Raw genomic sequence first — 26991 nt, 5'->3', positions numbered from 1 at the left:
AATGAAAGTGGAGTTTTATCTTAGAGGAAGTAAAAATGCGGGGGACTTAATATGAGAAAAGAATTTTACACAGGGCATTGGTTTGAGGCATACAAATATTTTGGGGCACACAAAGAACAGGAAGGATATGTATTCCGGGTATTTGCGCCGGGGGCAAAAGGGGTCTCCGTTGTGGGAGAATTCAGCGGATGGCAGGAAGTTTCCCTCTCTCAGGAAGGAAGCAGTGGAATCTTTTACTCGGCGCCGATTGAGGCGGAGAGTGGGCAGATGTATAAATACTGTGTTTATACACAGAGTGGCAGCCGGGTCGAGCATTGCGATCCCTATGGTTTCAGGATGGAGCTTAGACCGGGAGCCTGCTCGATTCTGTCAGAACTTGGAGCGTATGAATTCGAGGATGAGGAATGGATGAGCAGCCGTTCCGTCTGTTATACAGAGGCTATGAATATCTATGAGATACATGCAGGTTCATGGAAGAAGAAAGGGGAGGGCGAGGCAGATTGGTATACGTATGAAGAGCTTGCAGACAAGCTGATTCCCTATGTGCTGGAAAATCATTATACCCATGTTGAATTGATGCCTCTTTCCGAGCATCCATTTGACGGCTCCTGGGGATATCAAAATACTGGCTTTTTTGCGCCTACATCCCGTTATGGGACACCGGAGGGACTGAAGAAGCTGGTGGATGCCTGCCACAAGGCCGGAATAGGTGTGATCATGGATTTCGTACCGGTCCATTTTGCTGTGGACAGTTATGGGCTTAAGGAGTTTGACGGGACAAGTCTTTATGAGTATCCACACTCAGACGTGGGCGAGAGTGAATGGGGCAGTATGAATTTCATGCATTCTAGAGGGGAAGTGCGCTGCTTCCTGCAGTCCGCGGCGAATTACTGGCTGGAGGAATTTCACTTTGACGGACTTCGCATGGATGCGGTGAGCCGCTTGATTTATTGGCAGGGGGACGAGGCACGGGGAGTGAACGGCTCAACCCTTGAATTTTTAAAGACGATGAACCAAGGCCTGAAGAGGCTCCATCCAACAGCGGTCTTAATCGCGGAGGATTCCACCTCTTATCCGGGGGTGACAAAGCCTGTGGAACAAGGGGGACTTGGGTTCGATTACAAATGGGATTTGGGATTTATGCACGACACGCTGGAGTACTTCCAGACTGCACCCGAGTACCGCAGCCGGGATTATCACAAACTGACCTTTTCCATGATGTATTTTTACAATGAAAAATATTTGCTTGAGTTCTGCCACGATGAAGTGGTACATGGCAAAGCGACGATTTTGCAGAAAATGTACGGAGATTATGAAATAAAGTTTCCGCAGGCGAGAGCCATGTATTTGTATGTGATGGTTCATCCGGGAAAGAAGTTGAACTTTATGGGCAACGAATTTGGCCAGCTCAGAGAGTGGGATGAAAGCCGTGAGCAGGATTGGGATATATTGAAATATCCGCTTCATGACGCATTTCATAAATATATGATCGAGCTGAACCGTATTTATAAAGCAAATGATGCCTTTCATGATGACTACAATCCGGAGAACTTCCGCTGGGTTGATTGTCATCAAGAAGAGCGTTGCATTTATGCGGTGGAAAGAAAGGGAGAAATCAATACCTTTGTTGGGCTGTTCAATTTCTCCGACGAAGAACAGAAAGAATATCAGTTTGTGAAGGAGCCGGAGGAAACGTGCTCCGTGGTGATGAACACGGATTGGGAAGAGTACGGAGGGGCTACCAAGAAACAGAATACAGAATCTTGGCTAAAGTCAGAAAAAGAAACGGTCACAGTAAACCTTCCTCCCTATTCAGGCATATTGCTTCGCATCATATAAGATAGACGCCGGAATTTCCGGCGTCTATCTTTGCGTTAACAACGAGACAAACGGGTGGGTGCCTGCACAGCCACCCGCTAGGAGTCCAGTTTACAGAATCTGCGGTCGTAGGTGAGCAGGCCGTTAATCTCATCTTCTATATCGGAGACTTGGGTGTAGACAGCCCCGCATAATCCTTGTTCTATGAGAGGCTCCAGTTCTGTACGGCGCAGATTAAAATATGCATTTTGGAATTGCTCTAAAGTCGGATATATTTTATAACCGTAGATAGCCTTTGTGCTTATATGTTCTTTGATCTGGCACGCATAGCCGCCGTATTCTGAGATTACAAAGGCGCGTTTGTCAGGAATTACGGACAACTTTTCAAAATAATTGTGCTCACTCTTGAAATCACCCTGCCCACGGTCAAACCAGCCGCTGGCTGAATCTATCAGACGGCCGGAATCCATATCCTTCAATTTCTTAGTCAGACGCTTAGAGTCGAACTGCCCCCAGCCTTCATTGAACAGAACCCAGGTACTGATACAGGGAAAGGAGCGGAGCGCTGCTGCAGTCTCCAAACATTCCCGTTCAAAGTCCTCCCGGCCGTGTATGTTCTTGCGGCCCAAAAGAGAATAGAAACGGTCGCTGAAATGTGTTTTCAATTTAGGGAAAAGGGCGGGAAGCCAAGTCATGAAAGGAGCCAGATATTTACCGCCGTTCACCATATCCTGCCATACAATCATGCCCAATCTATCACAGTGGTAATACCAGCGTGCCGGCTCGATTTTAACATGTTTCCGGATGAGGTTGAACCCGAGTTCTTTCATTTTCTTGATGTCATACATCAGTGCTTCATCTGAGGGCGCCGTATATAGTCCGTCCGGCCAATAACCCTGATCTAACACCCCATTTAGAAAAAGGGGGTGGTGGTTGAGACAAAAGCGGGGGATGCCCTTGCTATCCTGTTCTATAGAGAAGGTGCGCATGGCAAAATAACCTGTGACACAATCTGCTCCTGCGGTCACTTCCAAGGAGTAGAGATAAGGGGTGTCTGGCGTCCAAGGGTGCACATCGTCAACGTCGCAGTAGCACGAATAATGGCACATGGAATCGGATTGGTTCGCACAGACTCCCTTTGAAACATGCGCGCCCTCCGCATCCAGTACCCGGCAGAGTACGCAGTCCGTACCGGGGCCGGAGGAGAGCGGCTTATTCAGTGTAAGCGATACGTGAACCGTCTCTTTGTCAAAACACGGTGTAATTAAAAGGTCTTGAATGTATATATCCGGCACCCACTCCAGCCATACTGTCTGCCAGATACCACTTTGGGCAGTGTAGAACATACCTCCTCTTTTCAGCTTTTGTTTTCCAATACTATGATAAGAGGTATCGGAACGGTCCACAATCCGCACCGATAACAGGTTGTCACCGTTCGTTAGAAATTCTGTAATGTCTGCTGAAAAGGGAAGATAACCACCAATATGGCTCACCGCCAAATGCCCATTAATATAGACTCTTGCATACTGGTCCACAGCGCCGAAATGCAAAATGCACCGGCTGCCCTCCGCGGGGGGCTGAAGCTGTGGGAGGAGACGCTCGCAGACTAGGATTTCATTAGGTTTCAGCTGAAATCCTGCGCCTGAAAGCGGGGCCTCCGGTGAGAACGGAACAAGAAGCTGTCCGCTCGACTTTAGATGGCCCTTTGGGGCGTAGACTTTATAATCCCAATAACCATTTAGATTGATATAATGATTCCGCACCATCTGGGGGCGGGGATATTCATCCAGCACATGGGACGTATCCAGCGACTCGCTCCAAGGTGTCGTCAGTACTTGCAGCTTGTTTTTGCCGGGAAAGATACGAACGCTTTTTATGGCGGATAATATATTCATGAAAGTCCCCTCTTTCTGTGTAGTTTACTTCTGGACGAAGCCACTCAAGCGGCATAAAGGCAATGCAATTGCCTTTAATTGCACTTATTATACCACGAAGCGTCAGAGTCTTGTGGGGCTTTATAGAATTTTAATAATCCTCTTTTTCCTGCTCTTTTTGGGGAGGAAGGGAAGGGGGCGTGAAATGATATATTTCTTCGTAACTTTCAAGCTCCGAGCGTGAGAGTGGAGCGGAGGGAATTAACCCGGTACAGTCCCATGAGGAGGCAGCGTTGGAGAGGTAGTCATAGGAGTCAATCATCTTTTGGTTTTCATTTTTTTCATTTTTGTCCATAGTAGTCCTTCTTTCTTATTGTCCATAGATAAACATTAGTCTGTGCCACAGCTGCAAAAACTATGCAAAATGCGTTGTAAAACATAATAAAAAAGTATATGATTACTTATGTAACATAAATGATAGGTCAGTAAAAGAAGAGTCATAAAGTGAGGGTAAAAAAGATGAAAATTGTACTGGACACACACGCACATACATTAGTCAGCGGACATGCATACAGCACGGTTCGTGAGATGGCACGCATGGCACGGGAAAAGGGACTGCAAGGTCTGGCATTGACAGAGCATGCGCCGACCATGCCCGGAACCTGCCATTCATTCTATTTTCAGAATCTTGATGTGATTCCGCGGGAAATGGAGGGTGTCAGGCTGTTCATGGGGACAGAATTGAATATACTGGATGAGACTGGGGCTGTAGATATGCCGGAGTCTACGCTGGAGAAAATGGACATTGCCATAGCCAGCATCCATATGCCGTGTTTTAAAGCGGAAGTGACTAAAGAACATGTGATGGACGCTTATTTTAGAGTGATGGAGAATCCACTGATCCACATTATCGGACATCCTGATGATGGCAGATTTCCGGTAGATTATGAGGCTCTTGTCCTGAAAGCCAAGGAGACGGGAACGCTTCTGGAAGTGAATAATTCATCACTTAGGCCGGAGGGATTCCGTGTAAATACATACGATAATGATAAGATTATGCTTCAGTACTGCAAAAAGTACAGTGTGCCTATAAGTCTGGGAAGTGATGCCCATATTGATGTGGACATAGCTGAGCTGGACATTGCATTAGGGCTTTTGAAAGAATGTGAATTTCCGGAAGAGCTAGTCGTGAACACCTTGATAGACAAACTGGAAAAAGTACTTGCTATCTAGTTTTTAATACTATATAATATCTATATTGGGGTGAATATGATGACGATTAATACAGAAGATTTGTTGAACAGCATTTTAGAAAGTATCGGCCGCATTGATTATATAAGGCCAGCCAATATACCTAATATAGATTTGTATATGGATCAGGTGACGACCTTCATGGAGGAGCAGCTGAAGTCGACAAAACGGTATAAAGAAGACAAGATTTTGACGAAAACGATGATTAATAATTACGCCAAAAATAATCTTCTGCCTCCGCCGGTCAAGAAGAAGTACACAAAGGAACATGTATTGGTTCTTATTTTTGTGTATTATTTTAAGAACCTGTTATCTATCAAGGATATCGAGATTCTGTTGAAGCCGCTGACTGACCGCTACTTCGCTTCTGATGCCGAGTTTGATATGCAGCAGATCTACGAGGAAGTCTGCAAGATGGAGAAGGGGCGTATCGAACAGATGCAGGAGAGCATACGGGACATGTATGCGTCTGCGCAGGACGCGTATGAGGACGCTCCTGAGGAGGAGAGAGAGTATCTCCAGCTCTTTGCGTTCATCTGCAACTTGAGCTTCGATGTATATGTGAAGAAGCAGTTAATAGAAAAGCTGATTGACCAGCTTCCGGGAGGAAGAATTAAAAAATAATGTTATTTCCAGCTAGTTGAGACATTTTAAACAGCCACAGACATGACTGCTGGGGATATGATAGTATGAACTTAGAATTATAAAAACATGAACTGTGTCCGCCTTAGTCGGATAAAGCGCATCGGCAATTGGTCTTTCGGGGGTAACGCAATGGAAGGCGTAGAGCGATATAAAGTTAGACTATTTCCTCATAATAAAAAATGGGAAGAAGAGTTTATAACTGTCAGAGAAGAACTTGAACGTCAGTGGGGCAGCAATATTTTTGATATACAGCATGTTGGGAGCACAGCAATTTTTTCGATTGAGGCAAAACCAATTTTGGATGTCGCAGTTCGGCTGAAATCTATAACAGACATGGATATTGAGTGTTTGGAAAAATTAGGGTACGACTATTGTGGCCCACAGAATGGAAACACAAATTATCATTTGTTTGTATTAAGAGGAGGGAACGAAATATCTCTCAGACATATTCATTGCTATGGTGAAAAAGAAGACGAATTTAATTTATTGGTAGGTTTTCGAGATTACTTAAATGCTCATATCAAACAGGCCAAGCAATATGAAAAGCTAAAGAAAGAACTTGCGAAGAAATATCCCAATGATAGAGTTTCCTATACGAGAGGGAAAGAAGCTTTTATCAAATCTATTTACCGTTCTCTTGTTGGCGATTAGGCAGTCCCAAATAGAGTGTATAGCCTAGTTTTCAGGGTTTCGGGTAATAAAAAATAATTGTTGAAAATCAAGGACCACATGGCAGCTGCCATGTGGTCCTTTTCTTTCAGAGAGCCTGTCCGGCTTTTCTGCTTTCCCCAGCATTTTGTTTAGTCTTCTTTGGTGTTAGGTTTGTTAATGCGTTCAAATACCATATCGTACCCGTCGTTCCCATAATTCAGTGAACGGTTGACACGGCTGATGGTAGCGGTAGAAGCCCCTGTCTTCTCGGCTATTTCTAGATAAGTCTTCTGTTCTCTCAGCATCTTGGCAACTTCAAAACGCTGTGACAATGATAAGAGCTCATTGATTGTACAGATATCCTCAAAGAAAGTAAAGCATTCTTCTTTATCTCTAAGACTTAAGATAGCCTCGAACAAATAGTCAACTGCTTCTGTCCTTATCTTTTTACTCATTATATATCCCTCCGTAATTTTATTACCGACTACATTTTAACACAGTAAATTCATAAAGTCCACAGTTAGTTTCGTAATTTTTCTGCATTTCGAGGTGTGCGGTGGACAGAGGATATATTTTATAATATAATGGACAAGTATTCTCGAGCAAAGAGGATACATTTTACAGCAAGGAGATGAATAAATGAGTATTTATGATTCACTGAATGAACAGCAGCGGGAAGCGGTCTACCATACGGAAGGGCCTCTTTTGATTCTGGCGGGAGCGGGTTCGGGAAAGACAAGAGTACTGACCCACCGGATAGCTTATCTGATCGAGGAGCTGGGCGTCAACCCGTGGAATATTTTGGCCATTACATTTACCAATAAGGCTGCGGGAGAGATGAGAGAGCGTGTAGATAATCTGGTCGGATTTGGCTCAGAGAGCATCTGGGTGAGTACGTTCCATTCCATGTGCGTACGTATACTACGCCGCTATATCGACAGGCTGGGATATGATAATAATTTTACAATTTACGATACAGACGATCAAAAGACATTGATGAAGGATGTGTGCAAATATCTTCAGGTGGATACGAAAGTATATAAGGAGAGGTCACTTTTGGCGGCCATTTCTTCGGCAAAGAATGAATTAATCTCTGTGGAAGAGTATGCCCTTCAAGCGGAGGGGGATTTTGGCCGTAAAAAGATTGCGCAGGTCTATGCAGAATTTGAAAAGCAGCTGAAGGCAAACAACGCTTTGGACTTTGATGATTTGCTGGTGAAGACCGTACAGCTTCTTCAGACACAGCCAGATGTACTCGAGTACTACCAGAACCGGTTCCGATATATTATGGTAGATGAATATCAGGATACGAACACAGTTCAGTTTCAGCTGGTGAGCCTGTTGGCGGGAAAATATAAAAACCTCTGTGTTGTCGGTGACGATGACCAGTCGATCTATAAGTTCCGAGGGGCGAACATCAGAAATATATTGAACTTTGAGAGGGAGTTCGAGGATGCGAGAGTCATCAAGCTGGAGCAGAACTATCGCTCGACGAGTACCATTTTGAATGCCGCCAATGCGGTGATCCGGAACAATAAGGGACGTAAGGACAAGACGCTCTGGACCGACAACGGCGAGGGAGAGCACATACAGTTCCGCCAGTTCGACAATGCATATGATGAGGCGGAGTATATTGTAAGCGACATAAAGGAACAGGTGGAGAGCGGCAGAAGGAACTATAAGGACTGTGCTGTCTTATACCGGACCAATGCACAGTCACGTATGTTCGAGGAAAAATTTGTTGTGTCTAATGTGCCGTATAAGATTGTAGGCGGCGTCAACTTCTATGCCAGACGTGAAATTAAAGACTTGCTGTCTTATCTTAAGACCATAGACAACGGCAAGGACGATTTGGCGGTGCGTAGAATTATCAACGTTCCGAAGAGAGGGATTGGCCTGACGACGATCAATCGTGTGCAGGACTATGCGGCAGAGCGGGAAATCGGATTCTATGAAGCACTGCTGGCAGTGGATTTGATTCCGAGTGTGAGGCGAAGCGCAGGAAAGCTGGAGTCCTTTGCGGCGCTAATTGAGCATTTCAAGGCAGAGAGCGTCCATATGAGCATCTCAGAGTTGATGGACTTGATTATTGAAGAGACTGGATATGTGGAAGAACTGCAGGCAGACACACAGGAAGAAGCGGAAAACAGGATTGAAAATATCGAAGAATTAAAGAATAAGATTGTATCCTTCGAGGAAAGCTGTGAGGAGGCGGGAGAGCAGCCTACTCTGTCCGGATTTTTGGAAGAGGTGGCCCTTGTAGCCGATATTGACAGTCTCGATGAAAATACAGATTATGTGGTTCTCATGACGTTACATAGTGCTAAAGGACTTGAATTTCCTCATGTATATCTTGCCGGGCTCGAAGACGGGTTATTCCCCAGCTATATGTCCATTACGGCCGATGACCCGGACGAAGTGGAGGAGGAGCGCAGGCTTTGCTATGTGGGCATTACCCGTGCCAGAGAGGATTTGACACTGACATGTGCCAGAAGAAGGATGGTACGCGGAGAGACACAGTATAATAAGATGTCCCGCTTCCTCAAGGAGATTCCGATGGAATATCTGTCCACCGGGACTGTGTTTGAAAAAGAGCCTGAGGAGAGTGGAAAGAAACTGGCTTATCAACAGGCAAGGCAGGCATTTAAGGCCAAGGCATTTGCAGTCAACACACCTCCTAAGCAGTTCGCAGTGAAAGATGGGGCTGGGCCGGGATATGATGTCGGAGACCGGGTGCGCCATGTGAAGTTCGGCGAGGGATTGGTTACTCAGATTACAGAGGGCGGCAGAGATTATGAAGTGACAGTTCAATTTGACGCTGCCGGTGTGAAAAAAATGTTTGCCATGTTCGCTAAATTGGTGAAGGTAGACTAACATTTCGTAAAAATGTGATAATTTGGTAGAAATTTATATAGGGTAATGTTATAATATTTTCATAGTGATGAGCGTACAATACGCAGTAAGGCAGTACCTTACAATACATCAGAAAGGACGTGGAAGATATGAGCAGATTAGAAGAGATGCTTGCAACAACAAAATTTAATGATATGATGCATAAAAAAGAGGAAGATAAGGCTAAGAATACCGTACTTTGGGTTCTCGCCATCGTTGGTGCGGTAGCCGCCGTAGCTGCAATCGCTTATGCGGTATACTGCTTCTTTACACCGGATTATCTGGAAGACTTTGAAGAAGATTTTGATGATGATTTCAATGAAGACTTCTTTAGTGGAGAAGACGAAGTACAGTAGGAAACAATGAACAGCAAATTTCAGGAAGGACAGGAACCGAGATGATTCCTGTCCTCTTTCGTGTGAGGGATATATGAAAAAAGGACAAGTATTTGAAGGAACGATAGAGCGGGTGGATTTTCCAAATAAAGGGAGAATCTTTTTAAAGGAAGAAGAGCGCGAGGTCACGGTGAAGAATGGGGTGCCGGGGCAGCGGGTGAGATTTTCCGTGAACAAGCTTAGAAAAGGAAAAGCGGAGGGAAGGATATTGGAAATGCTGGAGCCGTCACCGCTGGAGATAGAGCCGGAATGTCCTCATTTCGGTTCCTGCGGCGGCTGCTCGTACCAGAGCCTGCCCTATGAGGAGCAGCTGAAGCTCAAAGAAAAACAAGTCAAGGAACTGATGGATGCCGCCGTAAATGGAGAGTATCAATTCGACGGAATCAAAGCAAGCCCCCGGAAAGAGCAATACCGGAACAAGATGGAATTCACCTTTGGAGATGAATATAAGGATGGCCCCCTTTCTCTCGGTATGCACAAGAGAGGGAGCTTTTACGATATTGTAAATGTAAATAGCTGCCGTATCGTGGATGAAGATTTTCGCCGGATACTGGTGGAAACTTTGGCGTTCGCTCAGGAGACCGGACTGCCCTATTACCACCGCATGCGGCATACCGGTTTTTTCCGTCATCTGCTTGTGCGGAAGGCTGTGAAGACAGGTGAGATTTTGATTGATATGGTAACGACGACGGAGTCAGCTCTGGACGGAGGCGAATGGGTAAAGCGGATGCTTGCATTGCCTCTTGACGGAAAGATTGCCGGTATTCTGCATACGAAGAATGACAGTTTGGCGGATGTGGTGAAGGACGAAGGAACAGAAATACTCTATGGGCAGGACTATTTCTTTGAAGAATTATTGGGACTGAAGTTTAAGATTACCCCCTTCTCCTTCTTCCAGACGAATTCTCTTGGAGCCGAAGTACTCTATGAAACGGCGAGAGATTATATCGGGGATACGAAGGATAAGGTTGTCTTTGACTTGTATAGCGGAACGGGGACGATTGCGCAGATACTGGCGCCGGTCGCAAAGCGCGTAGTCGGTGTGGAAATTGTGGAGGAGGCCGTGGAGGCCGCCAAAGAAAATGCAAGACTTAACGGGCTGGACAATTGTACATTCTGGGCAGGGGATGTGCTGAAGGTAATCGACGACCTCGGTGAAGTACCGGATTTGATTGTGATTGACCCGCCGCGGGATGGCGTGCATCCCAAGGCTCTGGAGAAGATTATCGGATTCGGTGTGGAAAAGCTGGTCTACATTGCCTGTAAGCCCACTAGTCTGGCGCGGGATTTGGAATTGCTGCAGGGGAGAGGGTATCAGGTGGAGAAAGCGAGCTGTGTGGATTTATTTCCAGCTACGGTTCATGTAGAGACGGTTGCGCTCTTAACCCGTAAAAAGGATGTGGAAAGAATAGATATTGAAATGACTGTGGATAGGGAAGATGTGACGGAGAAAGCGACATATCAGAAGATTAAGGAGTATGTGAAAGAGAAGTATGGTCTGAATGTGCATACGAAGTATATTGCGGAAGTAAAGAGGAAACATGGGTTGCCTATGCATGAAGCACCGAATAAGGTGGATGTACCGAAGAAAGAATATCCGAGGTGTCCAGAGGTGAAGGTAACGGCGATAGAGGAAGCATTAAAATATTTTGGAGTAATGGAGCAATCTGAAAATGGAAGAAATAAGTATATATAATCTAATAATAACACTTTTAACCACTCTAATAGGGACTGCATTTGGAGGTATAGTTACACTTTTCGTTAATAAAAAATATGAGGTTTCAAAACTTAGGCTTAATAATGTAAACGAAATGAGTAAAGCAGTGACACCTCTTTTGCAAGACTATATGAGAGCCTTACAAGCGGTACTTGCTTTTTTAAATGCTAATGAGTTTCGAGAGGAAACATATGAACAAAAAGAAATTGAAGTGGCCATGGGCACTGCTTTACATGAGTTAAATATTATGGTGAATGTTTATGAAATAGAACTCAGTCCAATGTTAGATTTTTATGAAAATCTATTGATAAGGAGTAAAGAGTTTATTGATAGTTTTTCTAAAAAAGACATTATAAATGATGACAGGAGTTATTATTTAGAATTTATGCCTAAAGTAAACGAATTAATAGATATGGTAGCAACATTTAGTGAGGAAATCAGTGAAATAAAACGTAAAATGATGAAAGGAAGATTAAAAAAATATTGGAAGAAAGATATTTATAAGGATGAAAAAAAGAACAGAATTAATTACCATAACAATCATAAATAAGCTTATGATGTAGAAGGTGTAAACATAAATATTCGCAATAATTTTGTATTTATAAGGTATTGTTCAAAGGAAGCAATAGACTTGATTTATTCATCCTCAAATATAGTATCATTCATCTCTGCAAAATCCAATAATTCAGAAACAGTCATTCCCAAACCGAGAGCCAGTTTATGCAAGGTTTTCAGTTTGGGATTTTTTGTCTTTCCAGACATGATATTTTCTACGGTAGACTGCGTAATGCCGGATAAGGTAGCCAGTTTATTGATTGTGATTTTTCTTTCCTCACACAGTTGTGTAAGCCTTAAAATGATAACATCTGAATAAGTCATAAGGATTCTCCTATAAGGTCAACGAAACTATTCAAAGTATAGAATCAAACAAAAACAAAGGTTAATGTCACACCGTTAAAACACACATATTTTAATGTTCTGCGGTTATTATTCATCCTCAAAAGCAGTCTCATTCATTTCTGGAAAATCAAGCAGTTCAGAAACAGTCATATCCAATCCCACAGCTAATTTATGAAGTGTTTTCAATTTAGGATTCTTTGTCTTGCCCTTCATCAGATTATCTACAGTAGACTGTGTAATTCCTGACAGAGTGGCAAGCCTGTTGACTGTAATTTCTCTTTCTTCACATAATTCCGTTAAGCGTTTGATAACTGCGTCTGAATATGTCATAGTAATTCCTTCCCCTCTTAACTTTGTACGGTTAATACGAGTATAGGAGTATTTAAAAGCAAAGGTTAATGGCACACGGTTGACAAAGGAAATAAAGTGTGATAAATTAACCGCATACCATTAATGAAAAGGGGGACAGAATGAAGTTCACGGAAGAAATATTCAAACGTGCCACCATAAGGGGTGTGGCTGATTATCTGCTCTTTGGGCTTGCGCCAGACGAAGACAACAGGGATTACGAAACAAGACTAGATGATACCTATGACGAATTTGAAAAATTAGCGTTGCAGTGTGAAAAGGAAAAGCAGTTTGAGTTGTTAAACCTGGAAAATGCCATGACAAGCGAAGCCGCCAGTGTCTATACCGAGATAGGACTGCAAGTCGGTATTATGCTTATGGAAGATATGGCACAAAACACAAGTAATGGAAATAGAAGAGTTGTCTTTCATCACAATATGAAATCAGGAGAGAGAAAAATGAGTGAAGTAAAGGAATTGTTAAAGTTAGCAGCAGACAGTATGAAGAATCGCACTTTAAATGAATTACTAGAAAATGACACAGAATATCAAAAACGGTTCAAAGAAGAAAAAGAAGCACTCAAAGCAGTTGATGAACTGGAACTGTCAGAAGAACAGAGAGATATTGTAGATACTCTAATTGCAAGAAAAGATGAAGCAGAATTTGACTACCATGTGAATACATATATGGCAGGAATGTTAGACGCATATGAGATTCTAAAGCAGTTTGAGTTGACGAAGGAATAATTTTTTCGTAAGGAATTGGCAAACAACGTTGCAAAGATTCTCCTTATCCTCTTGATTACCCTGCACAAGAAAGGGAAAAGCCTTGTCAAGAACCTGCCGTGTAAACGGTGCGGAGCATTCTTGACAAGGCTTTTTGCTTTCTTGTATCTTCTGTAAAGAGGATAAAGGTCAATTCTCAAAATTATCAGGAAATTTAAGAGAAGATGAAATGTTTCCTTCTTCATCAGCAGTCATACTCTTTATTGTTTCTGGAACATAAGGATTGACGTGTTTGTGTCCTTCAATGGTTTCTCCAAAAAGGTCAAAGGAATAGTAATCGTCATACCTGTCAATCAGTTTTTGCAATTTCTGCCCTTGTATTAGCTTTTTCAGAGGATAAAGGTCAGAAGCATTCCGTTTATCAGAATGGATGTAATCTGTAATGTATTCCCGAAGTTTCTGCAACTCATACTCGATCCATTCGTCCTCGTCCAGTGGATTATCATACTGACCGTGTGCAAGTTCAACATTCAGTTTCTCTTCACGTTTCAGAAATTCTAAAATGTTGGCTTCTATGTGGGATGTACTTTTTAACTCTCCAGCAAGCAGTTCATTAGGTGTGACGTCCAGTATTTCTGCCAGTTTTTGCAGTGTGTCAAAGGTGGGATAGTTGATACCTCTTTCAATCTTAGAAAGGCTTTGCAGATTAATTCCGATTTGCTCGGAGAGTTCCTGCTGTGTCAATCCCTTCAATTTCCGAATAACTTGTATGTTGTGACCTAACCATTTGTAATCCATAAGCACTCCTTTCAGCCTATAAGGCTTAAATAATATAAAATATCTATAAAATGTATTGACAAATAAGTGTGATAGTATTATTATCATATCAGAATGATTGATTAAGTTCAATGGCATTAATTATCTGCTTACAAAAGCATTATAACATGAAAGTTTTAGTTCTGAAAGCATTATTTGTCCTTTCGGGATGGGGAAACTAAGTTCCTGCCTTTCTACGCTGTGCCGAAGGCGAAAAGCGGAGAAAGGGCAGGAAGGAACGCCGAAGGCGTTCCCACAGGGCGCATAAGTAACACCGCCCTGTACATACAGGATTGATAATTCAAAAATAGCCAGGAATCAACGTTTGTAGAGATTTTAATGATGTACTGAAACAGAGTATATCAGAGAGGAGAGGATAAGAAATCGCAAAGCGTAACAATGTGAGTATCAAGATTGATTACATCAGCATTGTATTTGATTCTGCAATGGCAGAAGAGGTCATTAAAAAGGTGTTAGGACTTCCTACAGACATATTCCTAAAGGGCGTAGGAAAAATCAAACACAAGCCATATCAGAGCGTATACCGGGCAGGCAGTATTCAAGTATTCGGGGATTCAAAAATAACGGAAAAGAATCCGACAGGACTTGGGAGCTATCTGGTATTGACTGGTATGGGATGTGACGAGATTTTCCGTATACTGGATATGCATGGACATACGTTCGGAGATTTATTCTGGAAATGTGAGAAATGGTTTGGCAGTGAGTTTCATTTGACAAGAATAGATATTGCCATAGATGATAGAAATGAAGTGCCATATTTTACGCCAGAACAGATTAAACGGAAATGTGAAAAAGAGGAATTTATCGGCAACAGCAACAGCTATCGTTTTGTAGAAAGCAGTTTCACAGAGAAGGAAACTGCCAAAACGGTATATATCGGTGTAGGGAAATCTAATCTGTCCTACCGCTTCTATGACAAAGATAAAGAAGTGAGCATGAAGTATCAGAAGTCATATGAAGAGATAGGGAGCTGGAAACGAACAGAGTTACAGTTGCGTGATGAAAAGGCTCATGCGTTTGCTGTCTTGTTCAAGGAGAATCCGCTTGATTTAGGAAAACTCGCTTTTGACCTTTTGGCAGGAAATTTAAGATTTATTGTACCAGACAAAAATCAAAGCAATAAAAGCCGATGGAAAACGTGTCAGTTCTGGGAACGTTTTCTAGGAGCAGTTGAACCTTTACAATTACATATAGACAGCCCCCATAACACCCTTCTGGAAACCCAGAGGTGGCTCAAAGAAGGTGGTGTATTGTCAGCGGTAAAGGGCTTCTGTTTTCTGGAAACACATCAGGCTTTAGGCGGTCTTGAAAGTGTAGGAGAAATGTTGGCTGACGTAAGTTATAGCCCGTCATTTGGAAACAAAATGATAGGGCATTTATGCAGGGTAGACAGAGAAGATTTGATACCGTATGTAAAAGACGATACAAGGAAAGGGGGAACTTATTGAAACAAGAATTGCATACAGAATATAAGACATACACCACAGAAAATGGTGTGGAGATAAATATTCCGGCAGGAAGTGTAACAGATATAGAACAACAGCAGAGTTACCAGAAATTTATTCATGTGCTGTCTAATATCGTTACAAAATATGTAGCAGAAGAAAAGAACTATAAATAATCACACCCGCCGGTTGGCTTAAATAGGCTGACCGCCTTTTTAGAAGGGGGAACGAAATTGTATCAGACGAGGTTAGGAAAAACGTGTGTAATTTACATCAGGGTAAGCAGTGAGCGTCAGGTGAAGGGCTATAGTCTGGACGGTCAGAAAAGGTATCTGATTGATTGTGCTGAACGTCAGGGGATGAAAGTATCGGCAATCTACGTGGAAGAGGGCAAAAGTGGGAAAAGTATTGAGGGAAGAACAGCGTTTCAGTCTATGCTGGATGGGATCAAAAAAGGGACTTTACAGACGGATTATGTGCTTGTTTACAAACTGTCACGTTTTGGCAGAAATGCGAAGGATGTACTGAACTCACTGGAATTTATCATGCAGTATGGTGTTGATTTGATGTGCGTGGAGGATGGACTTGATTCTTCCACCTCTATGGGAAAAATGATGATAACCATACTTGGTGCAGTAGCAGAATTGGAACGGGAGAATATCATTGCACAAAGTCTGTTAGGACGGGAAGAGAAAGCAAAATCCGGCGGTTGGAATGGTGGGTTTGCACCCTATGGATATGAGTTGAAAAATGGTAAGTTAGAGCTAAAGGAAGGGGAACATGAGATTGTCACTATGATATTCGATATGTTTTTAAATAAAGGTATGGGATATTCCACGGTTGCCCGTTATCTGAATCAGAACGGTTATACCAGAGAGCCAGCTAGAAATGCAGTCAATCCAAAATTCAATGATTGGAAAGCGGAACAGGTAAAAAGGATTCTTGATAATCCCTTGTATACGGGGAAGATAGCATGGGGTAGAAGAAGGACAGAAAAAGTACAGGGAACAAGCAATGAACAGCGTTTAGTTCCACAGGAAGAATTTGTTATGAGTGAAAAGAAGAGCCATGAAGCACTTGTTTCGGAAGAGGATTTTAAGAAAGTGCAGGAAATCCGAAAGATTATGAGGGAAAAGGCAATCGGAAACCACAATATTAGTCAGGACAAGGCACATCTACTGTCAGGAATCGCACGTTGCCCGCAATGCGGTTCTGCAATGAATGTTGACTGCAACCAGTGGACGAATAAAGACGGTACATTCAGGGAGACATTTACCTATGTGTGCAGTCACTATAAACGGGCAAAGGGTACAAGCCAGTGCCGGAGAAATGGGATATCTATGGAGAAGTTGGAAAAAGAAGTATTGGAGTATACGAAGAAGCTTTTGCGAAATCCGAAGTTTGCCCGTGACATCAAAGCAAAGATAGGTGTTGCCGTTGATGTGACAAAGATACAAGAAGAGATAACAGCCTATGAGAAGGAATTGAAAAGACTTGCAAGAAGCCGGACAAATTTGGAGCATGACATTGACAGTTTGCCGGATGATAAATATGCAGAGAGGAAAAGAGAAGAGTATAATAGACGGTTGAACAAAATCTATAATCAGACTTATGATGTAGAAGATAGCATAGAGGGGTGTAAAAGGCGCATTATCATTGCAGAGCAGGAATCTCTAAACGTGGACATGATTTATAAGATCCTGCTGTCCTTTGATGAAATCTATGATAAAATGAATGACAGAGACAAGCGTGAACTGATTAAGTGCATGATAAAAGAAATCAAGCTGTATATGCCGGAAGAACAGAGGGTGCAAGGTCATGCGGTAAAGAGTATTGTGTACTCGTTCCCGATAGAAGAAGATGTAATTCAGGCTTTACGGGTAAAAGAAACACACGTGGAGACAGTGGCGTTGCTGGAGCGGAAAGCCCTGTAAATCAAAGGGTTTCGAGGACATGGGGAGTAGATGAAGGAGTGCTTTTGTGATCGATTAGGGTAAAATATGTTTCTGGTTACTGTGGTGGAGTAAGGAAAATGAATGTTTCAGTTAAAGCGTAGAAAGTGGTATTAATAATATGAGTAATTACATCAGAAAAACGTCAAGGAAAGCACATAATTCCGATAAAAATTGGAGCCAAAAAGAGGATCATTTCTTAATAGAAAATTATCATACTCTTGGTTCTAAAGCTGTAGCTGAATTATTACACCGTGTTCCGGCAGCATGTCGAAATCGAGCATATCGCTTAAACATAACTCAGATTTCAGGATGGTCTTTGGAAGAGGAGCAGATTCTCGTTCAAAACTATGCGAACAAAGGTGCTGGATGGGTAGCCCAACAACTGGGGCGCTCCAAAAGTTGTTGTATTGCCCGGGCAGGGAAACTGGGCATAAAGCGAGATTACCATTGGACAAAAACACAAATGGATTATCTGAAGGAATATTATCCTATGGTAGGTGCGGTGGGTGTTGCTTCTTATTTAAAGCGTTCGCCCAACACTTGTCAGGCAAAGGCAGCAAGTCTCGGCATTCAGTATGTTGATCAGTTAAAATGGAGTAAGAAAGATGAGCAGTTACTAACGGAGTACTACCCTAGGGAAGGGGTAATTACAGTGGCAAAACTTATTGGTAAATCAGAGTCCGCTTGCCGAAGCCATGCAGCTACAATGGGATTGATTTATGATAATTCATGGACGAAAGAGGAAGAGAATATTATAAGAGAATACTATCCAAGGGTTGGCGCTTCAGGTACTTCAGTACTTTTGAATCGTGCTCGCAGTGCCTGTGTTAGCAGGGCCAGGCAGCTTGGTATTATCTTTGAAAATACATTAAAATGGTCGGAGGAGGAAATAGGCGTCCTTCGGCAGTATTATCCGTTAGAAGGAGCTAAAGCGGCTGAGCGCTTTGATGGGAGAAGTGCAAGTGCTTGTATGAATTGTGCATGTCGTCTTGGTATTACTTATAAGAAAACAGAATCTATGGGTGTTCTAGCAATAAAAAAATTTCTGGACTACAAAGGAATTCAATATCAGGAGGAAGTTACCTTTGAAAATTGCAAATATAAAAATAAATTGCGGTTTGATTTTGCCATCTTCTTGCTGGAACAGGATTTACCAGACAAGCCTACGGGATTAATAGAATTTGACGGTCTGCAACATTTTAAGCCAGTATGTTTTTCTAAATCTCAGGAACATAGGGATGAGTCTGCATTGCAGAATCTAAGACTGCGAGATGAAATTAAAAATAAATTTTGTCAAGAATTTTGCATCCCGTTGTTGCGGATTCGTTATAATCAAGCAGAACAAATTTATGAAATACTGTCGAACTTTATTGCATATGTTGAAAAGTATCTTATCTCTTTTAATCCTTATTTATCAAAGGAAGAATATTATGAAGGAGAGGAGTACGTGAGTACTACGATAGTCCAACATGAGTATGTTAAGAACATATCTAAATTGCAAACCAAAGGTGCATTTTACAGTTTTAGATGGACAAAAGATGAGTGTACATTTTTAAAGGAAAATTATCCATATAAAGATGTCGGGTGGATTGCATATCATTTAGGAAGGACTTGTAGTGCATGTATGAACAAAGCTCGTAAGTTAAAATTGAAACGGAGAAGTCCAAACTGCTATCATCATCGTTGCGTCTGGAGCGAAGTTGAAGATAATTTATTAAAAGTGCATTATGAGGAAAAAGGCGCCCAGTGGGTTGCTGATCAAATTGGGCGTACTGTCAGTGCCTGTCAACATCGTGCTAGTAGAATACAGGTTAAAAAGAAAAAACACTTTACGCGTTGGACCAAGGAAGAAGACGATATTTTGATAAAGTTCCATAAAAAGAAAACACATCAGGATATAGCACAAATGCTGATGCGCACAAAACAAGCCTGTGATAATCGGGTGAGGATACTTAAAATAAACTAGAGGTTTTGAGAAGGGAATGATAAGTTTTAAAGTGTATGTACTATTGCGGAGCTAATAGATAGGGATTTGAATTAGGTCAATGGAGTAAGGAAATACTTCCGCCATGTAGTATAAAAAACACCTTTCACCACATGTGGAAACTATTGTGTTGATACAAAAGAAAAACTCGTAGAAATCCTTTGTTTTAGTCATTTTCCGAAACATTTCGTGTTTTCACCAGAGGGCAAAAATAGCTGAAATAAACACCCGAAAAACTATTTTGACGTTTCGGTGGTGGTAGATATCAGGTGTGGGAACGCAAACGGAAAATACAGGCTTCGGTTTGCTGTATTATAAAGAAAAGACTTGATGGATAGACGTATCATTAGAAATAGTGGTACGTCTATTTTTTTGCGCTATTCTTTTGGTGACCATAATTAACTTTCCGCCAATCACTAATTTTTTAAATCCAACTTCAATGAAATGTTTCGGTACGGAAAAATCTGTGTGATACGGAGGATTTGACAGAATTAAAGTAAAATCATTATCTGGTACATTTCGAAATCCATCACTTAATCTAATATCTATATTGGGTACTTGATTAAGTATCGCATTTTTTTACTTGCTCTACTGCTCGTTCAGAAATATCGCACATAGTAATATTTTCTTGACCTATCAGTATGCCTGCCAGTATTCCTACAACACAATAAGGAGTAAAATCAAGATTCCAAGTCTTTGTAAAACTGTTGTATGGGAATATAGTCCCGAATTATGGAGAGAATTGATATCGAAATGACTGTGGATAGAAAGTTTAGTATATCGGAAATTCCCATATACTGTTCGGGAAGAAAGAATTATAAGATCAAGTCCTGCAATATAAAACGAAAAATAGGCTGAACAATCAAAAAGATAGCATCAATAAATGACATATGTTATACTGGACACATATCACGAAGGGAGGTTGCGAATATGGGAATTTGGACAAACAAGCACTGACAGCAAGGCGTTAGTGTTTTATGGGCCTTGCTAATCAAGTAACAAATTATAATTGAACGATTAGGAGGCAAACGATGTCATATTTTAATTATCAGTCGAAGAAGATTTATTATACGGAAACCGGAGAGGGGAAGCCTGTTTTATTTTTGCATGGCAACACGGCATCTTCCAAAATGTTTGAACTGCTTCTGCCTTTATATGAGGAAAAGTTCCATGTGATTCTCATTGACTTTTTAGGACATGGGAAATCAGACCGACTAAAGAAGTTCCCGGCAGGACTTTGGACAGAAGAGGCGGTGCAGACGATTGCGCTGTTGGAGCATTTAAAGCTTGGCAAGGTGAATCTTGTCGGGACAAGCGGCGGTGCGTGGGTGGCAATCAATGTTGCGCTGGAGCGTCCGGATTTAGTGGATAAGGTCGTGGCTGACAGCTTTGACGGCAGGACGCTGGCCGAGGATTTTGCGGATAACCTTATTCAGGAGAGGGCATGTGCTAAAAAAGATGAAATGGGAATTGGCTTCTATCAGTGGTGTCAGGGAGAAGACTGGGAGCGTATTGTTGATTTGGATACAGAGGCGCTGGTACAGTGCGCCGCCCAAAAGCTTCCGCTGTTTACGAAGCCGCTGAACAATTTGCAGGTTCCCCTTTTGCTTATGGGGAGCGAAGAAGATGAGATGTCCAGAGCAGATTTTCAGGAGGAGTACCGCGCCATAGCCAGAGAGACGGATGCGGACATCTGTGTGTTCGCGGAAGGGAGGCATCCTGCAATTCTTTCCAATGCAGAGCAGGCGGCAGAAACCATATGCGAATTTCTGAAATAATAGAATAAAGAAGCAGAACATGACATACAGCTGACGTATTTTCTATGATACAATGAGGCCGTGGTCAGTTGTGATGCAGAGAAGGCATGAACAGATATGGAAATAATTGTTCATGCCTTTTATATACGAGGAGGTAATTGAGAATGAGGATGCCAGAGAGGATAGAGCCTGTTATGTTTGCGCCATGTGGAATGAATTGTATGGTATGTTATAAACATTGCTACCATAAAAAACCTTGTGAAGGATGTCTGATGAGTGACAGAGGCAAACCGGAACACTGTAGAAAGTGTGAAATAAAAAATTGTGTAAAAATGCAGGAAATCGACTACTGTTTCGAGTGTACCGAATTTCCTTGTAAGCGAATAAAACAGCTGGAAAAGAGTTATAATACCCGCTACCATGCCAGCCTGTTGGAAAACAGCAAGGCAGTAAAAACACGGGGGATGTCTGTGTTTTTAAAGGAGCAGAGGGAGAAGTATACCTGTCCAAAATGTGGAGGAATTATCTCTATTCATGATGCAGAATGCAGTGAGTGCCATCATAAAGTGTGGTAAGGATAAGGGATGAAGGAGTGGCAATGTATATGAAAAAAGAAAGTAAATCAGGATGTTTACAGGAAATACCGGGAGTAGGAAAGAATATCGCGCAGGACTTGATGGAGATAGGAATTACATGTGTTGCGGATTTACGTGGAAAGGATCCGGAGGAGCTGTATCTATTAGACTGCCAGAAAAAAGGATTTCAGGAGGACAGATGCCAGCTTTATGTGTTCCGCTGCGCTGTCTATTATGCGGAGCATGAGGAACATGACCCTGAGAAATTAAAATGGTGGTATTGGAAGGATAAGAACGCGTAGACAAATTAGACATAACAGAAACAGCCTGTACATAGTATATACAGACAGCGTGTCCCTTCGAAAAGGAGATGCGGTGTACTACTATATACTGTGAGGTGGAGATGTGTTTGAACAGAAGAGTATAAAAGAGACAGAAGCAGCCCTTGGGAGTGATATGAATAAAGGATTGAGCAGTGAGGAGGCCGCTGGGCGGTTGAGAGAGCATGGGGAAAATGAGCTGGCCTCTGCAGAACAGGCAACGCTTTGGGAGACCTTTTGCGAGCAGCTGAACGATCCATTGATTTATGTGCTGTTAGGTGCCGCGGCCATATCTATTTTATTACATGAAGTCAGCGATGCGGTCATTATCATTGTTGTTGTTCTGGTGAACGCCGTTGTGGGAGTGATACAGGAAGGAAAGGCCAAAAAAGCTCTCGAAGCATTGAAGAAGATGACAAGCCCGTATGCGGTTGTGAAACGGGATGGAAAACAGATGGAAATTCCGGCAGCGGAACTAGTGACAGGGGATTTGGTGTACCTTTCGGCCGGACAGCAGGTACCGGCAGATATAAGGCTTGTTGAGTCGGCTGGGATGCGGGTAGAGGAGTCCGCCTTGACTGGTGAGTCTGTTCCGGTTGAAAAGAACGCCCTGCTTGTTGCCAGAGAAGAACTGCCCATAGGCGACCGGCGGAATATGGCTTTCATGTCGACCATGGTTGTAGCGGGAAGAGCAGAAGGGATTGTGACAGCCACCGGTATGGATACTGAAATCGGCAGGATTGCGTCCATGATTAACGATGCGCGTCAAGAATTGACACCGCTGCAGAAACGTCTGGCGGACATGGGCAAACTACTAAGTATCCTCTCGGTAGGGCTGTGCGCCGTTTTGTTCTTCGTGGCGGTTATCCAGCACCGCAATGTAATCGACATGTTCATCACCGCTATTTCCCTCGCGGTTGCGGCGGTACCTGAAGGCCTGCCTGCCGTGGTGACTATTGTCTTGGCCTTAAGTGTTTCTAAGATGGTGAAGGTCCATACTATCGTGCGCAGACTGCCCTCTGTGGAGACATTGGGCGCTGTCAGTGTGGTGTGCTCAGATAAGACAGGCACGCTGACGCAGAATAAAATGACCGTTAAAAAATGTTTTGTAAATCAGACGCTCTATCCAGCGCACCGCCTGCCCGAAGGGGAAGGCATGGAATTGATTGAGGGCATGGCACTGTGTAATGACGCTGTGGCGGAGGGGAATTCTAAATTAGGCGACCCCACAGAGACTGCACTGTTAGATCTGGCTGGTACTTATCATGTGTCACAGAAAAAGCTCAGGCAGACACTTCCAAGAACTGCGGAAAAGGCATTTGATTCCACTAGGAAAATGATGACCACAGTTCATAAGAAGGATAAGGGTTATCTTTCATACACGAAAGGTGCGCCTGATGAAATTCTAAAGCGCTGTAGCCGTATCTTGATTCGACATGAGGTTCGGCCGATGACGGCACGGCATCGGGAACAGATTCGAAGGACTTGTGAGGAGATGTCGTCTCAGGCGCTGCGGGTACTGGCGCTGGCTATGAGGCAGGGGGATACTGCTCCAAAAGAAGAAGACATGATTTTTGTTGGCATGACAGGAATGATAGATCCGGCGAGGCCGGAAGTAAAGGAGGCGGTAGAACGTTTCCAAAAAGCGGGAGTCTCCACGGTGATGATTACGGGGGACCACGTAGATACAGCCTTCGCTATAGCTAAAGAACTAGGGATCGCGGGGAGTCCGAAAGAGTGCATGACCGGTGAGCGGCTATCCGAGTTGTCGGATGTACAGCTTCAAAACCGTATTACAGAAACTCGTGTCTTTGCTAGAGTATCGCCGGAGCATAAGGTCCGTATTGTAAAAGCATTTAAGAACTGTAACAGGATTGTTGCGATGACAGGTGACGGAGTCAACGATGCACCTTCGCTTAAGAGCGCAGATATAGGGATAGCCATGGGCATGACTGGTACAGATGTTGCGAAAAATGCGGCGGATATCATATTGACCGATGATAACTTTGCCACGATAGAGAAAGCGATTGAAGAAGGCCGGGGTATTTATGAAAATATCAAAAAGTCTGTGATTTTTTTACTCTCTTCCAATTTTGGGGAAATCCTGACAATGTTCGTGGCTATCATATGCGGTCTGGCCTCTCCACTTAAAGCCAGCCATGTTCTGTGGATCAACTTGATTACGGACTCACTGCCGGCGCTGGCCTTGGGGGTTGATGAAAATGACAAGAAAAGCCTGATGAAAAGGCCGCCCAGAAAAGAAAACGAGAGTTTATTTGCGGACGGAGGGCTTGCATGTACCATGTTTTATGGTATTTTGATAGCCGCCATCAGTCTGACTGCTTTTTTGAAAATACCGCATGACATCCTTGCAGGAAGCGGACTTGCGTTCACTCTGGACAATGTAGCGAAGGTACTGCAAAATGGAAATGTTCTGGACAGGGCACAGACTTATGCCTTTACCGTCTTGGGGCTGTCGCAGCTGTTCCACGCGGTGGGGATGAGAGACAGAGAAAAATCAGTTTTCCGGATGAACCATTTTGCCAACAAGATGATGATTGCCGCGTTTGCCGTGGGATTCCTGTTACAATTTTTAGTGACAGAAATTCCTTACTTTATCCGTGCATTCGGGACAGCTGCATTGGGGATGAATGAATGGATACAATTGATCATATTGGCCGCGTTTCCACTGCTGGCACATGAAGTGATGATACTGGCCTCTGTGCGTCCCCGCAAAGCGGAGAGGATAATAAAAGAAGTATAGGATGTTTTTTGCCTGTAAAATATGATAAACTTATCTATATAAAGTGATTTTCATATTGATTTTACAGGAGGAATAGGACATGCAGAAGGGCAAAAGGAGGACGCTGACAATCAAAAGGGAAATTTTTTGGCTCAGCTTTACATTTTTGTCGATTGTGGCGCTTCTTTTTTCTGGTATATTTTTGAAGGTTTTATATAGTAATATTATAGACAGTGCAAAAAACTCACTCCACAGCTGCAACAGCCAGATTCTAATATATACGGAAAGACTGTTTCACGAAAATGCATCTTTGGTGAGTATACTTTCTAGGGACAGCACGGTGATTAACGGAGGAGACGGCAATCCTTCGGAAGTCTTTTCGATTTATGAGCCAATTCTTAAAGACAATACTCAAATTACATATATTTATTCTGGATATGAGGACGGGAGCCTGTATATCCGTAATTATGATACTCCGGAAGGCTATGACCCAACTGAAAGACCGTGGTACAGAGCGGCCAGAGAGACGGACGGCGTAGCACAGCTGGTCTATCAGGATGCAGCCAACGGAGAATGGCTGTTCAGCCAGAGCAAGAAGCTGGTCGATTCCGAGGGCAATGTGCGGGGAGCAGTCTCCATTGACTGCTCCAATAAAAGTATAACTGAGCAGCTGGGGACAAAATATCAATATGATTCCCAGCGCAGTTACATTTTAGACTCGGAGGGGATGGTCCTCATTCACCCGGAAGAAAAATATGTGAACGATATGCTTTTGAATTACATTGACGAAAAAACGTGGGACAGGGTTGTGGAAGGAAAAAGCAATTATGGCGAATACAAAAAGGATGGAATCAATTCCATGGCTTATTTTGAACGGATTCCTAACAGTAATTTCATCATAGCCACCGCCATCGATGCGAAAGAAGTGACAGCCCCGGTTATTTCTGCCATTGCATATCTTCTCCTATTAATAATCGGCATTTCTATTGTTTTGGGGCTGATATTGAGCAGGCTTCTAATGTTTAGATTCGCGAGGCCGATTATGGTGCTGAAAAGCAGGATAGAGAAAGTCGCGCTGGGCTGTCCGGACGATGTAGAAGATACCAAATATTATAATGCGGAAATTAACGGCATAGCCAATAATATCGAAATTATAGTAAAAAATATAGCCAAAAGGGAGGAGCAGCGAAAAGCGGCTGAATTTTTGAGTTTTCATGACTCGATGACTGGATTATATAACCGCCGTTATTTCGTGGAGGAGCGGCAGCGTCTGGATGTGCGCAGGAACTATCCACTCTGTATTCTCTGCTGTGATATCAATGGATTAAAAATGGTCAATGATGTCTTTGGACATGATGTGGGCGACGCTCTCATTATCAGTATTGCACAGTCTTTGGGACAAGTCTGCAGGGACGAGGACATTCTGGTACGGTCAGGGGGAGATGAGTTCATCATTGCGATGCCCTGCATAACAGAGGAGGAGGCTCAGGAAATAGTCGCCCGCCTCAGACAGATATTCTCTCAGGTGAATATTAGAGGTATAGAAGTTTCTGCCTCACTTGGCTATGGAATAAAGTACAATAAAGAAAAAGCTCTTGATGAAGTAATCAGGCAGGCGGATAAGATGATGTACAGCTCTAAATTGACGGAGAGCACAGAGATGAAGCGGAGGACAGTTGAAAATATCATCAAACTTGCAGAGGAAGATAAGAGCGTAAAGCGGCTTAGTGAGGAGGAAGAACATATATTGGAGGAGATAGCAGAGGCAATGTGCCCGGATTTGAAGCCGTTATTGAAACAGGCGTACAGGCTTCGAAACATTGGTATGTGCAGGGTATTTCAGTTTGAAGCCTTAAGTGCCGCGGAGGCAGACTGCCGGAATACGGAAACAGGCTACCGAATACTGTCGGCTGTCGAAGCGTATAAAAATGTGGCCGGCTATGTTCTCCATTTTACGGAGCATTGGGACGGCAGCGGAAGTCCGGCTGGACTGTCGGGATGGGATATCCCGCTGTTGTCACGAATTATTGGCGCTGTTGATATGTGGTTTGCATCAGAAATAGACAAAGGTATATTTGAAGGATATCGTCATTGGTTCGATCCTGAGGTAGTATCGGTTCTTCTTGGAATCGCGGCGGCATCAGAACGTAATTATTGAC

General features: G+C 43.0%; 25 protein-coding genes. 18 read left to right on the top strand and 7 right to left on the bottom strand.

The annotated features are described in order from the left end of the window. Positions 1–51: 51 nt before the first annotated feature. On the top strand, positions 52–1839 hold the full coding sequence (glgB, locus tag BN6465_RS12165; protein WP_066735612.1) for a 1,4-alpha-glucan branching protein GlgB: 1788 nt from the start codon (positions 52–54) through the stop codon (positions 1837–1839). Between the two features lie 77 nt (positions 1840–1916). On the opposite strand, the gene BN6465_RS12160 is transcribed toward glgB, so the two are convergent. Both BN6465_RS12160 and BN6465_RS12155 read right to left on the bottom strand, forming a co-directional pair. Continuing rightward, positions 1917–3713 carry a glycoside hydrolase family 2 protein gene (locus BN6465_RS12160; protein ID WP_066735605.1) on the bottom strand — a complete coding sequence of 599 codons (1797 nt, stop codon included), beginning with the start codon at positions 3711–3713 and terminating at the stop codon, positions 1917–1919. Between the two features lie 130 nt (positions 3714–3843). After that, positions 3844–4047, bottom strand: a complete 204-nt coding sequence (locus BN6465_RS12155; RefSeq protein WP_066735602.1) for a hypothetical protein — start codon at positions 4045–4047, stop codon at positions 3844–3846. A 164-nt stretch (positions 4048–4211) separates the two neighbouring features. Here BN6465_RS12155 and BN6465_RS12150 point away from each other — a divergent pair, with 164 nt between their 5' ends. The 3 genes from BN6465_RS12150 to BN6465_RS12140 all read left to right on the top strand — a co-directional run bounded on the left by BN6465_RS12150 (position 4212) and on the right by BN6465_RS12140 (position 6239). Then, entirely contained in the window at positions 4212–4925 is a 714-nt protein-coding gene (locus tag BN6465_RS12150; RefSeq protein WP_066735598.1) for a phosphatase, read from the top strand. A gap of 39 nt (positions 4926–4964) precedes the next feature. Continuing rightward, positions 4965–5567, top strand: a complete 603-nt coding sequence (locus tag BN6465_RS12145; RefSeq protein ID WP_066735587.1) for a DUF1836 domain-containing protein — start codon at positions 4965–4967, stop codon at positions 5565–5567. A gap of 150 nt (positions 5568–5717) precedes the next feature. Beyond that, positions 5718–6239 (top strand): GrpB family protein, encoded by a 522-nt coding sequence (locus tag BN6465_RS12140; RefSeq protein WP_066735585.1) that lies wholly within the window; start codon positions 5718–5720, stop codon positions 6237–6239. 149 nt (positions 6240–6388) lie between these two features. On the opposite strand, the gene BN6465_RS12135 is transcribed toward BN6465_RS12140, so the two are convergent. Then, positions 6389–6694, bottom strand: a complete 306-nt coding sequence (locus BN6465_RS12135) for a YerC/YecD family TrpR-related protein (RefSeq protein WP_066735582.1) — start codon at positions 6692–6694, stop codon at positions 6389–6391. A gap of 184 nt (positions 6695–6878) precedes the next feature. On the opposite strand from BN6465_RS12135, the gene pcrA reads away from it, so the two are divergent. The 4 genes from pcrA (at position 6879) to BN6465_RS12115 (ending at position 11793) form a co-directional block, all read left to right on the top strand. Next, positions 6879–9113, top strand: a complete 2235-nt coding sequence (gene pcrA, locus BN6465_RS12130) for a DNA helicase PcrA (protein ID WP_066735579.1) — start codon at positions 6879–6881, stop codon at positions 9111–9113. Positions 9114–9241: 128 nt separating this feature from the next. Beyond that, positions 9242–9487: a DUF4366 domain-containing protein gene (locus tag BN6465_RS12125; RefSeq protein WP_066735575.1), complete on the top strand. Its 246-nt coding sequence runs from the start codon at positions 9242–9244 to the stop codon at positions 9485–9487. Between the two features lie 73 nt (positions 9488–9560). After that, a complete protein-coding gene (rlmD, locus tag BN6465_RS12120) occupies positions 9561–11222 on the top strand; it encodes a 23S rRNA (uracil(1939)-C(5))-methyltransferase RlmD (protein WP_066735572.1) in 1662 nt (553 codons plus the stop codon). Beyond that, the gene (locus BN6465_RS12115) at positions 11200–11793 is read left to right on the top strand and encodes a hypothetical protein (protein ID WP_066735569.1); all 594 of its coding nucleotides are present in this window, start codon (positions 11200–11202) and stop codon (positions 11791–11793) included. Before rlmD ends, BN6465_RS12115 begins: the two co-directional genes overlap by 23 nt. A gap of 86 nt (positions 11794–11879) precedes the next feature. Here the strand turns inward: BN6465_RS12115 and BN6465_RS12110 are convergent, their stop codons facing one another. Further along, positions 11880–12122, bottom strand: coding sequence for a helix-turn-helix domain-containing protein (locus BN6465_RS12110; protein WP_066735566.1), 243 nt, complete (start codon positions 12120–12122; stop codon positions 11880–11882). Between the two features lie 108 nt (positions 12123–12230). Then, entirely contained in the window at positions 12231–12473 is a 243-nt protein-coding gene (locus BN6465_RS12105) for a helix-turn-helix domain-containing protein (RefSeq protein WP_018594177.1), read from the bottom strand. A gap of 140 nt (positions 12474–12613) precedes the next feature. Between BN6465_RS12105 and BN6465_RS20510 the strand changes: the two genes are divergently transcribed. Further along, positions 12614–13237, top strand: coding sequence for a hypothetical protein (locus BN6465_RS20510; RefSeq protein ID WP_082891698.1), 624 nt, complete (start codon positions 12614–12616; stop codon positions 13235–13237). A gap of 168 nt (positions 13238–13405) precedes the next feature. On the opposite strand, the gene BN6465_RS12095 is transcribed toward BN6465_RS20510, so the two are convergent. Continuing rightward, a complete protein-coding gene (locus BN6465_RS12095) occupies positions 13406–14014 on the bottom strand; it encodes a helix-turn-helix domain-containing protein (RefSeq protein ID WP_066735564.1) in 609 nt (202 codons plus the stop codon). 431 nt (positions 14015–14445) lie between these two features. Between BN6465_RS12095 and BN6465_RS12090 the strand changes: the two genes are divergently transcribed. From BN6465_RS12090 to BN6465_RS12080, 4 genes are all read left to right on the top strand, one after another. Further along, complete coding sequence (locus BN6465_RS12090; RefSeq protein ID WP_308013069.1) at positions 14446–15501, top strand: replication initiation factor domain-containing protein; 1056 nt, start codon at positions 14446–14448, stop codon at positions 15499–15501. After that, complete coding sequence (locus BN6465_RS21015) at positions 15498–15674, top strand: hypothetical protein (RefSeq protein WP_199882837.1); 177 nt, start codon at positions 15498–15500, stop codon at positions 15672–15674. The genes BN6465_RS12090 and BN6465_RS21015 overlap by 4 nt, the downstream gene beginning before the upstream one ends. Positions 15675–15731: 57 nt before the next feature. Next, positions 15732–17432: a recombinase family protein gene (locus BN6465_RS12085; protein WP_066735562.1), complete on the top strand. Its 1701-nt coding sequence runs from the start codon at positions 15732–15734 to the stop codon at positions 17430–17432. Positions 17433–17571: 139 nt separating this feature from the next. Beyond that, positions 17572–19419 (top strand): SANT/Myb-like DNA-binding domain-containing protein, encoded by a 1848-nt coding sequence (locus tag BN6465_RS12080; protein ID WP_066735560.1) that lies wholly within the window; start codon positions 17572–17574, stop codon positions 19417–19419. A 330-nt stretch (positions 19420–19749) separates the two neighbouring features. Here BN6465_RS12080 and BN6465_RS21720 read toward each other — a convergent pair whose 3' ends face one another. Beyond that, positions 19750–19980: a methyltransferase gene (locus tag BN6465_RS21720; protein WP_408605614.1), complete on the bottom strand. Its 231-nt coding sequence runs from the start codon at positions 19978–19980 to the stop codon at positions 19750–19752. 488 nt (positions 19981–20468) lie between these two features. Here BN6465_RS21720 and BN6465_RS12075 point away from each other — a divergent pair, with 488 nt between their 5' ends. From BN6465_RS12075 to BN6465_RS12055, 5 genes are all read left to right on the top strand, one after another. Continuing rightward, complete coding sequence (locus BN6465_RS12075) at positions 20469–21215, top strand: alpha/beta fold hydrolase (RefSeq protein ID WP_066735558.1); 747 nt, start codon at positions 20469–20471, stop codon at positions 21213–21215. Between the two features lie 143 nt (positions 21216–21358). Then, entirely contained in the window at positions 21359–21769 is a 411-nt protein-coding gene (locus tag BN6465_RS12070) for a DUF3795 domain-containing protein (protein ID WP_066735556.1), read from the top strand. Between the two features lie 29 nt (positions 21770–21798). Further along, the gene (locus tag BN6465_RS12065; RefSeq protein WP_066738640.1) at positions 21799–22071 is read left to right on the top strand and encodes a helix-hairpin-helix domain-containing protein; all 273 of its coding nucleotides are present in this window, start codon (positions 21799–21801) and stop codon (positions 22069–22071) included. Positions 22072–22174: 103 nt separating this feature from the next. Next, the gene (locus tag BN6465_RS12060; protein ID WP_066735554.1) at positions 22175–24853 is read left to right on the top strand and encodes a cation-translocating P-type ATPase; all 2679 of its coding nucleotides are present in this window, start codon (positions 22175–22177) and stop codon (positions 24851–24853) included. A 79-nt stretch (positions 24854–24932) separates the two neighbouring features. After that, positions 24933–26990, top strand: a complete 2058-nt coding sequence (locus BN6465_RS12055) for a diguanylate cyclase domain-containing protein (RefSeq protein ID WP_066735553.1) — start codon at positions 24933–24935, stop codon at positions 26988–26990. Position 26991 lies beyond the last annotated feature (1 nt).

Origin of the sequence: Bariatricus massiliensis, from assembly GCF_900086725.1 — a bacterium.
In the GTDB taxonomy this organism is placed as follows: Bacteria; Bacillota; Clostridia; order Lachnospirales; family Lachnospiraceae; genus Allocoprococcus; species Allocoprococcus massiliensis.
This window is presented reverse-complemented; position numbering and strand designations above follow the sequence as displayed.

What these genes read in the sequence shown, in the direction of transcription:
- rlmD (WP_066735572.1), top strand. Translation starts at nt 9,561, where the DNA reads ATGAAAAAAGGACAAGTATTTGAAGGAACGATAGAGCGGGTGGATTTT.
- BN6465_RS12135 (WP_066735582.1), bottom strand. Translation starts at nt 6,694, where the DNA reads ATGAGTAAAAAGATAAGGACAGAAGCAGTTGACTATTTGTTCGAGGCT.
- BN6465_RS12150 (WP_066735598.1), top strand. Translation starts at nt 4,212, where the DNA reads ATGAAAATTGTACTGGACACACACGCACATACATTAGTCAGCGGACAT.
- glgB (WP_066735612.1), top strand. Translation starts at nt 52, where the DNA reads ATGAGAAAAGAATTTTACACAGGGCATTGGTTTGAGGCATACAAATAT.
- BN6465_RS12110 (WP_066735566.1), bottom strand. Translation starts at nt 12,122, where the DNA reads ATGACTTATTCAGATGTTATCATTTTAAGGCTTACACAACTGTGTGAG.
- BN6465_RS12140 (WP_066735585.1), top strand. Translation starts at nt 5,718, where the DNA reads ATGGAAGGCGTAGAGCGATATAAAGTTAGACTATTTCCTCATAATAAA.
- BN6465_RS12065 (WP_066738640.1), top strand. Translation starts at nt 21,799, where the DNA reads ATGAAAAAAGAAAGTAAATCAGGATGTTTACAGGAAATACCGGGAGTA.
- BN6465_RS12055 (WP_066735553.1), top strand. Translation starts at nt 24,933, where the DNA reads ATGCAGAAGGGCAAAAGGAGGACGCTGACAATCAAAAGGGAAATTTTT.
- BN6465_RS12075 (WP_066735558.1), top strand. Translation starts at nt 20,469, where the DNA reads ATGTCATATTTTAATTATCAGTCGAAGAAGATTTATTATACGGAAACC.
- BN6465_RS12145 (WP_066735587.1), top strand. Translation starts at nt 4,965, where the DNA reads ATGACGATTAATACAGAAGATTTGTTGAACAGCATTTTAGAAAGTATC.
- BN6465_RS12095 (WP_066735564.1), bottom strand. Translation starts at nt 14,014, where the DNA reads ATGGATTACAAATGGTTAGGTCACAACATACAAGTTATTCGGAAATTG.
- BN6465_RS12105 (WP_018594177.1), bottom strand. Translation starts at nt 12,473, where the DNA reads ATGACATATTCAGACGCAGTTATCAAACGCTTAACGGAATTATGTGAA.
- pcrA (WP_066735579.1), top strand. Translation starts at nt 6,879, where the DNA reads ATGAGTATTTATGATTCACTGAATGAACAGCAGCGGGAAGCGGTCTAC.
- BN6465_RS20510 (WP_082891698.1), top strand. Translation starts at nt 12,614, where the DNA reads ATGAAGTTCACGGAAGAAATATTCAAACGTGCCACCATAAGGGGTGTG.
- BN6465_RS12155 (WP_066735602.1), bottom strand. Translation starts at nt 4,047, where the DNA reads ATGGACAAAAATGAAAAAAATGAAAACCAAAAGATGATTGACTCCTAT.
- BN6465_RS12080 (WP_066735560.1), top strand. Translation starts at nt 17,572, where the DNA reads ATGAGTAATTACATCAGAAAAACGTCAAGGAAAGCACATAATTCCGAT.
- BN6465_RS12160 (WP_066735605.1), bottom strand. Translation starts at nt 3,713, where the DNA reads ATGAATATATTATCCGCCATAAAAAGCGTTCGTATCTTTCCCGGCAAA.
- BN6465_RS12070 (WP_066735556.1), top strand. Translation starts at nt 21,359, where the DNA reads ATGAGGATGCCAGAGAGGATAGAGCCTGTTATGTTTGCGCCATGTGGA.
- BN6465_RS12125 (WP_066735575.1), top strand. Translation starts at nt 9,242, where the DNA reads ATGAGCAGATTAGAAGAGATGCTTGCAACAACAAAATTTAATGATATG.
- BN6465_RS12115 (WP_066735569.1), top strand. Translation starts at nt 11,200, where the DNA reads ATGGAAGAAATAAGTATATATAATCTAATAATAACACTTTTAACCACT.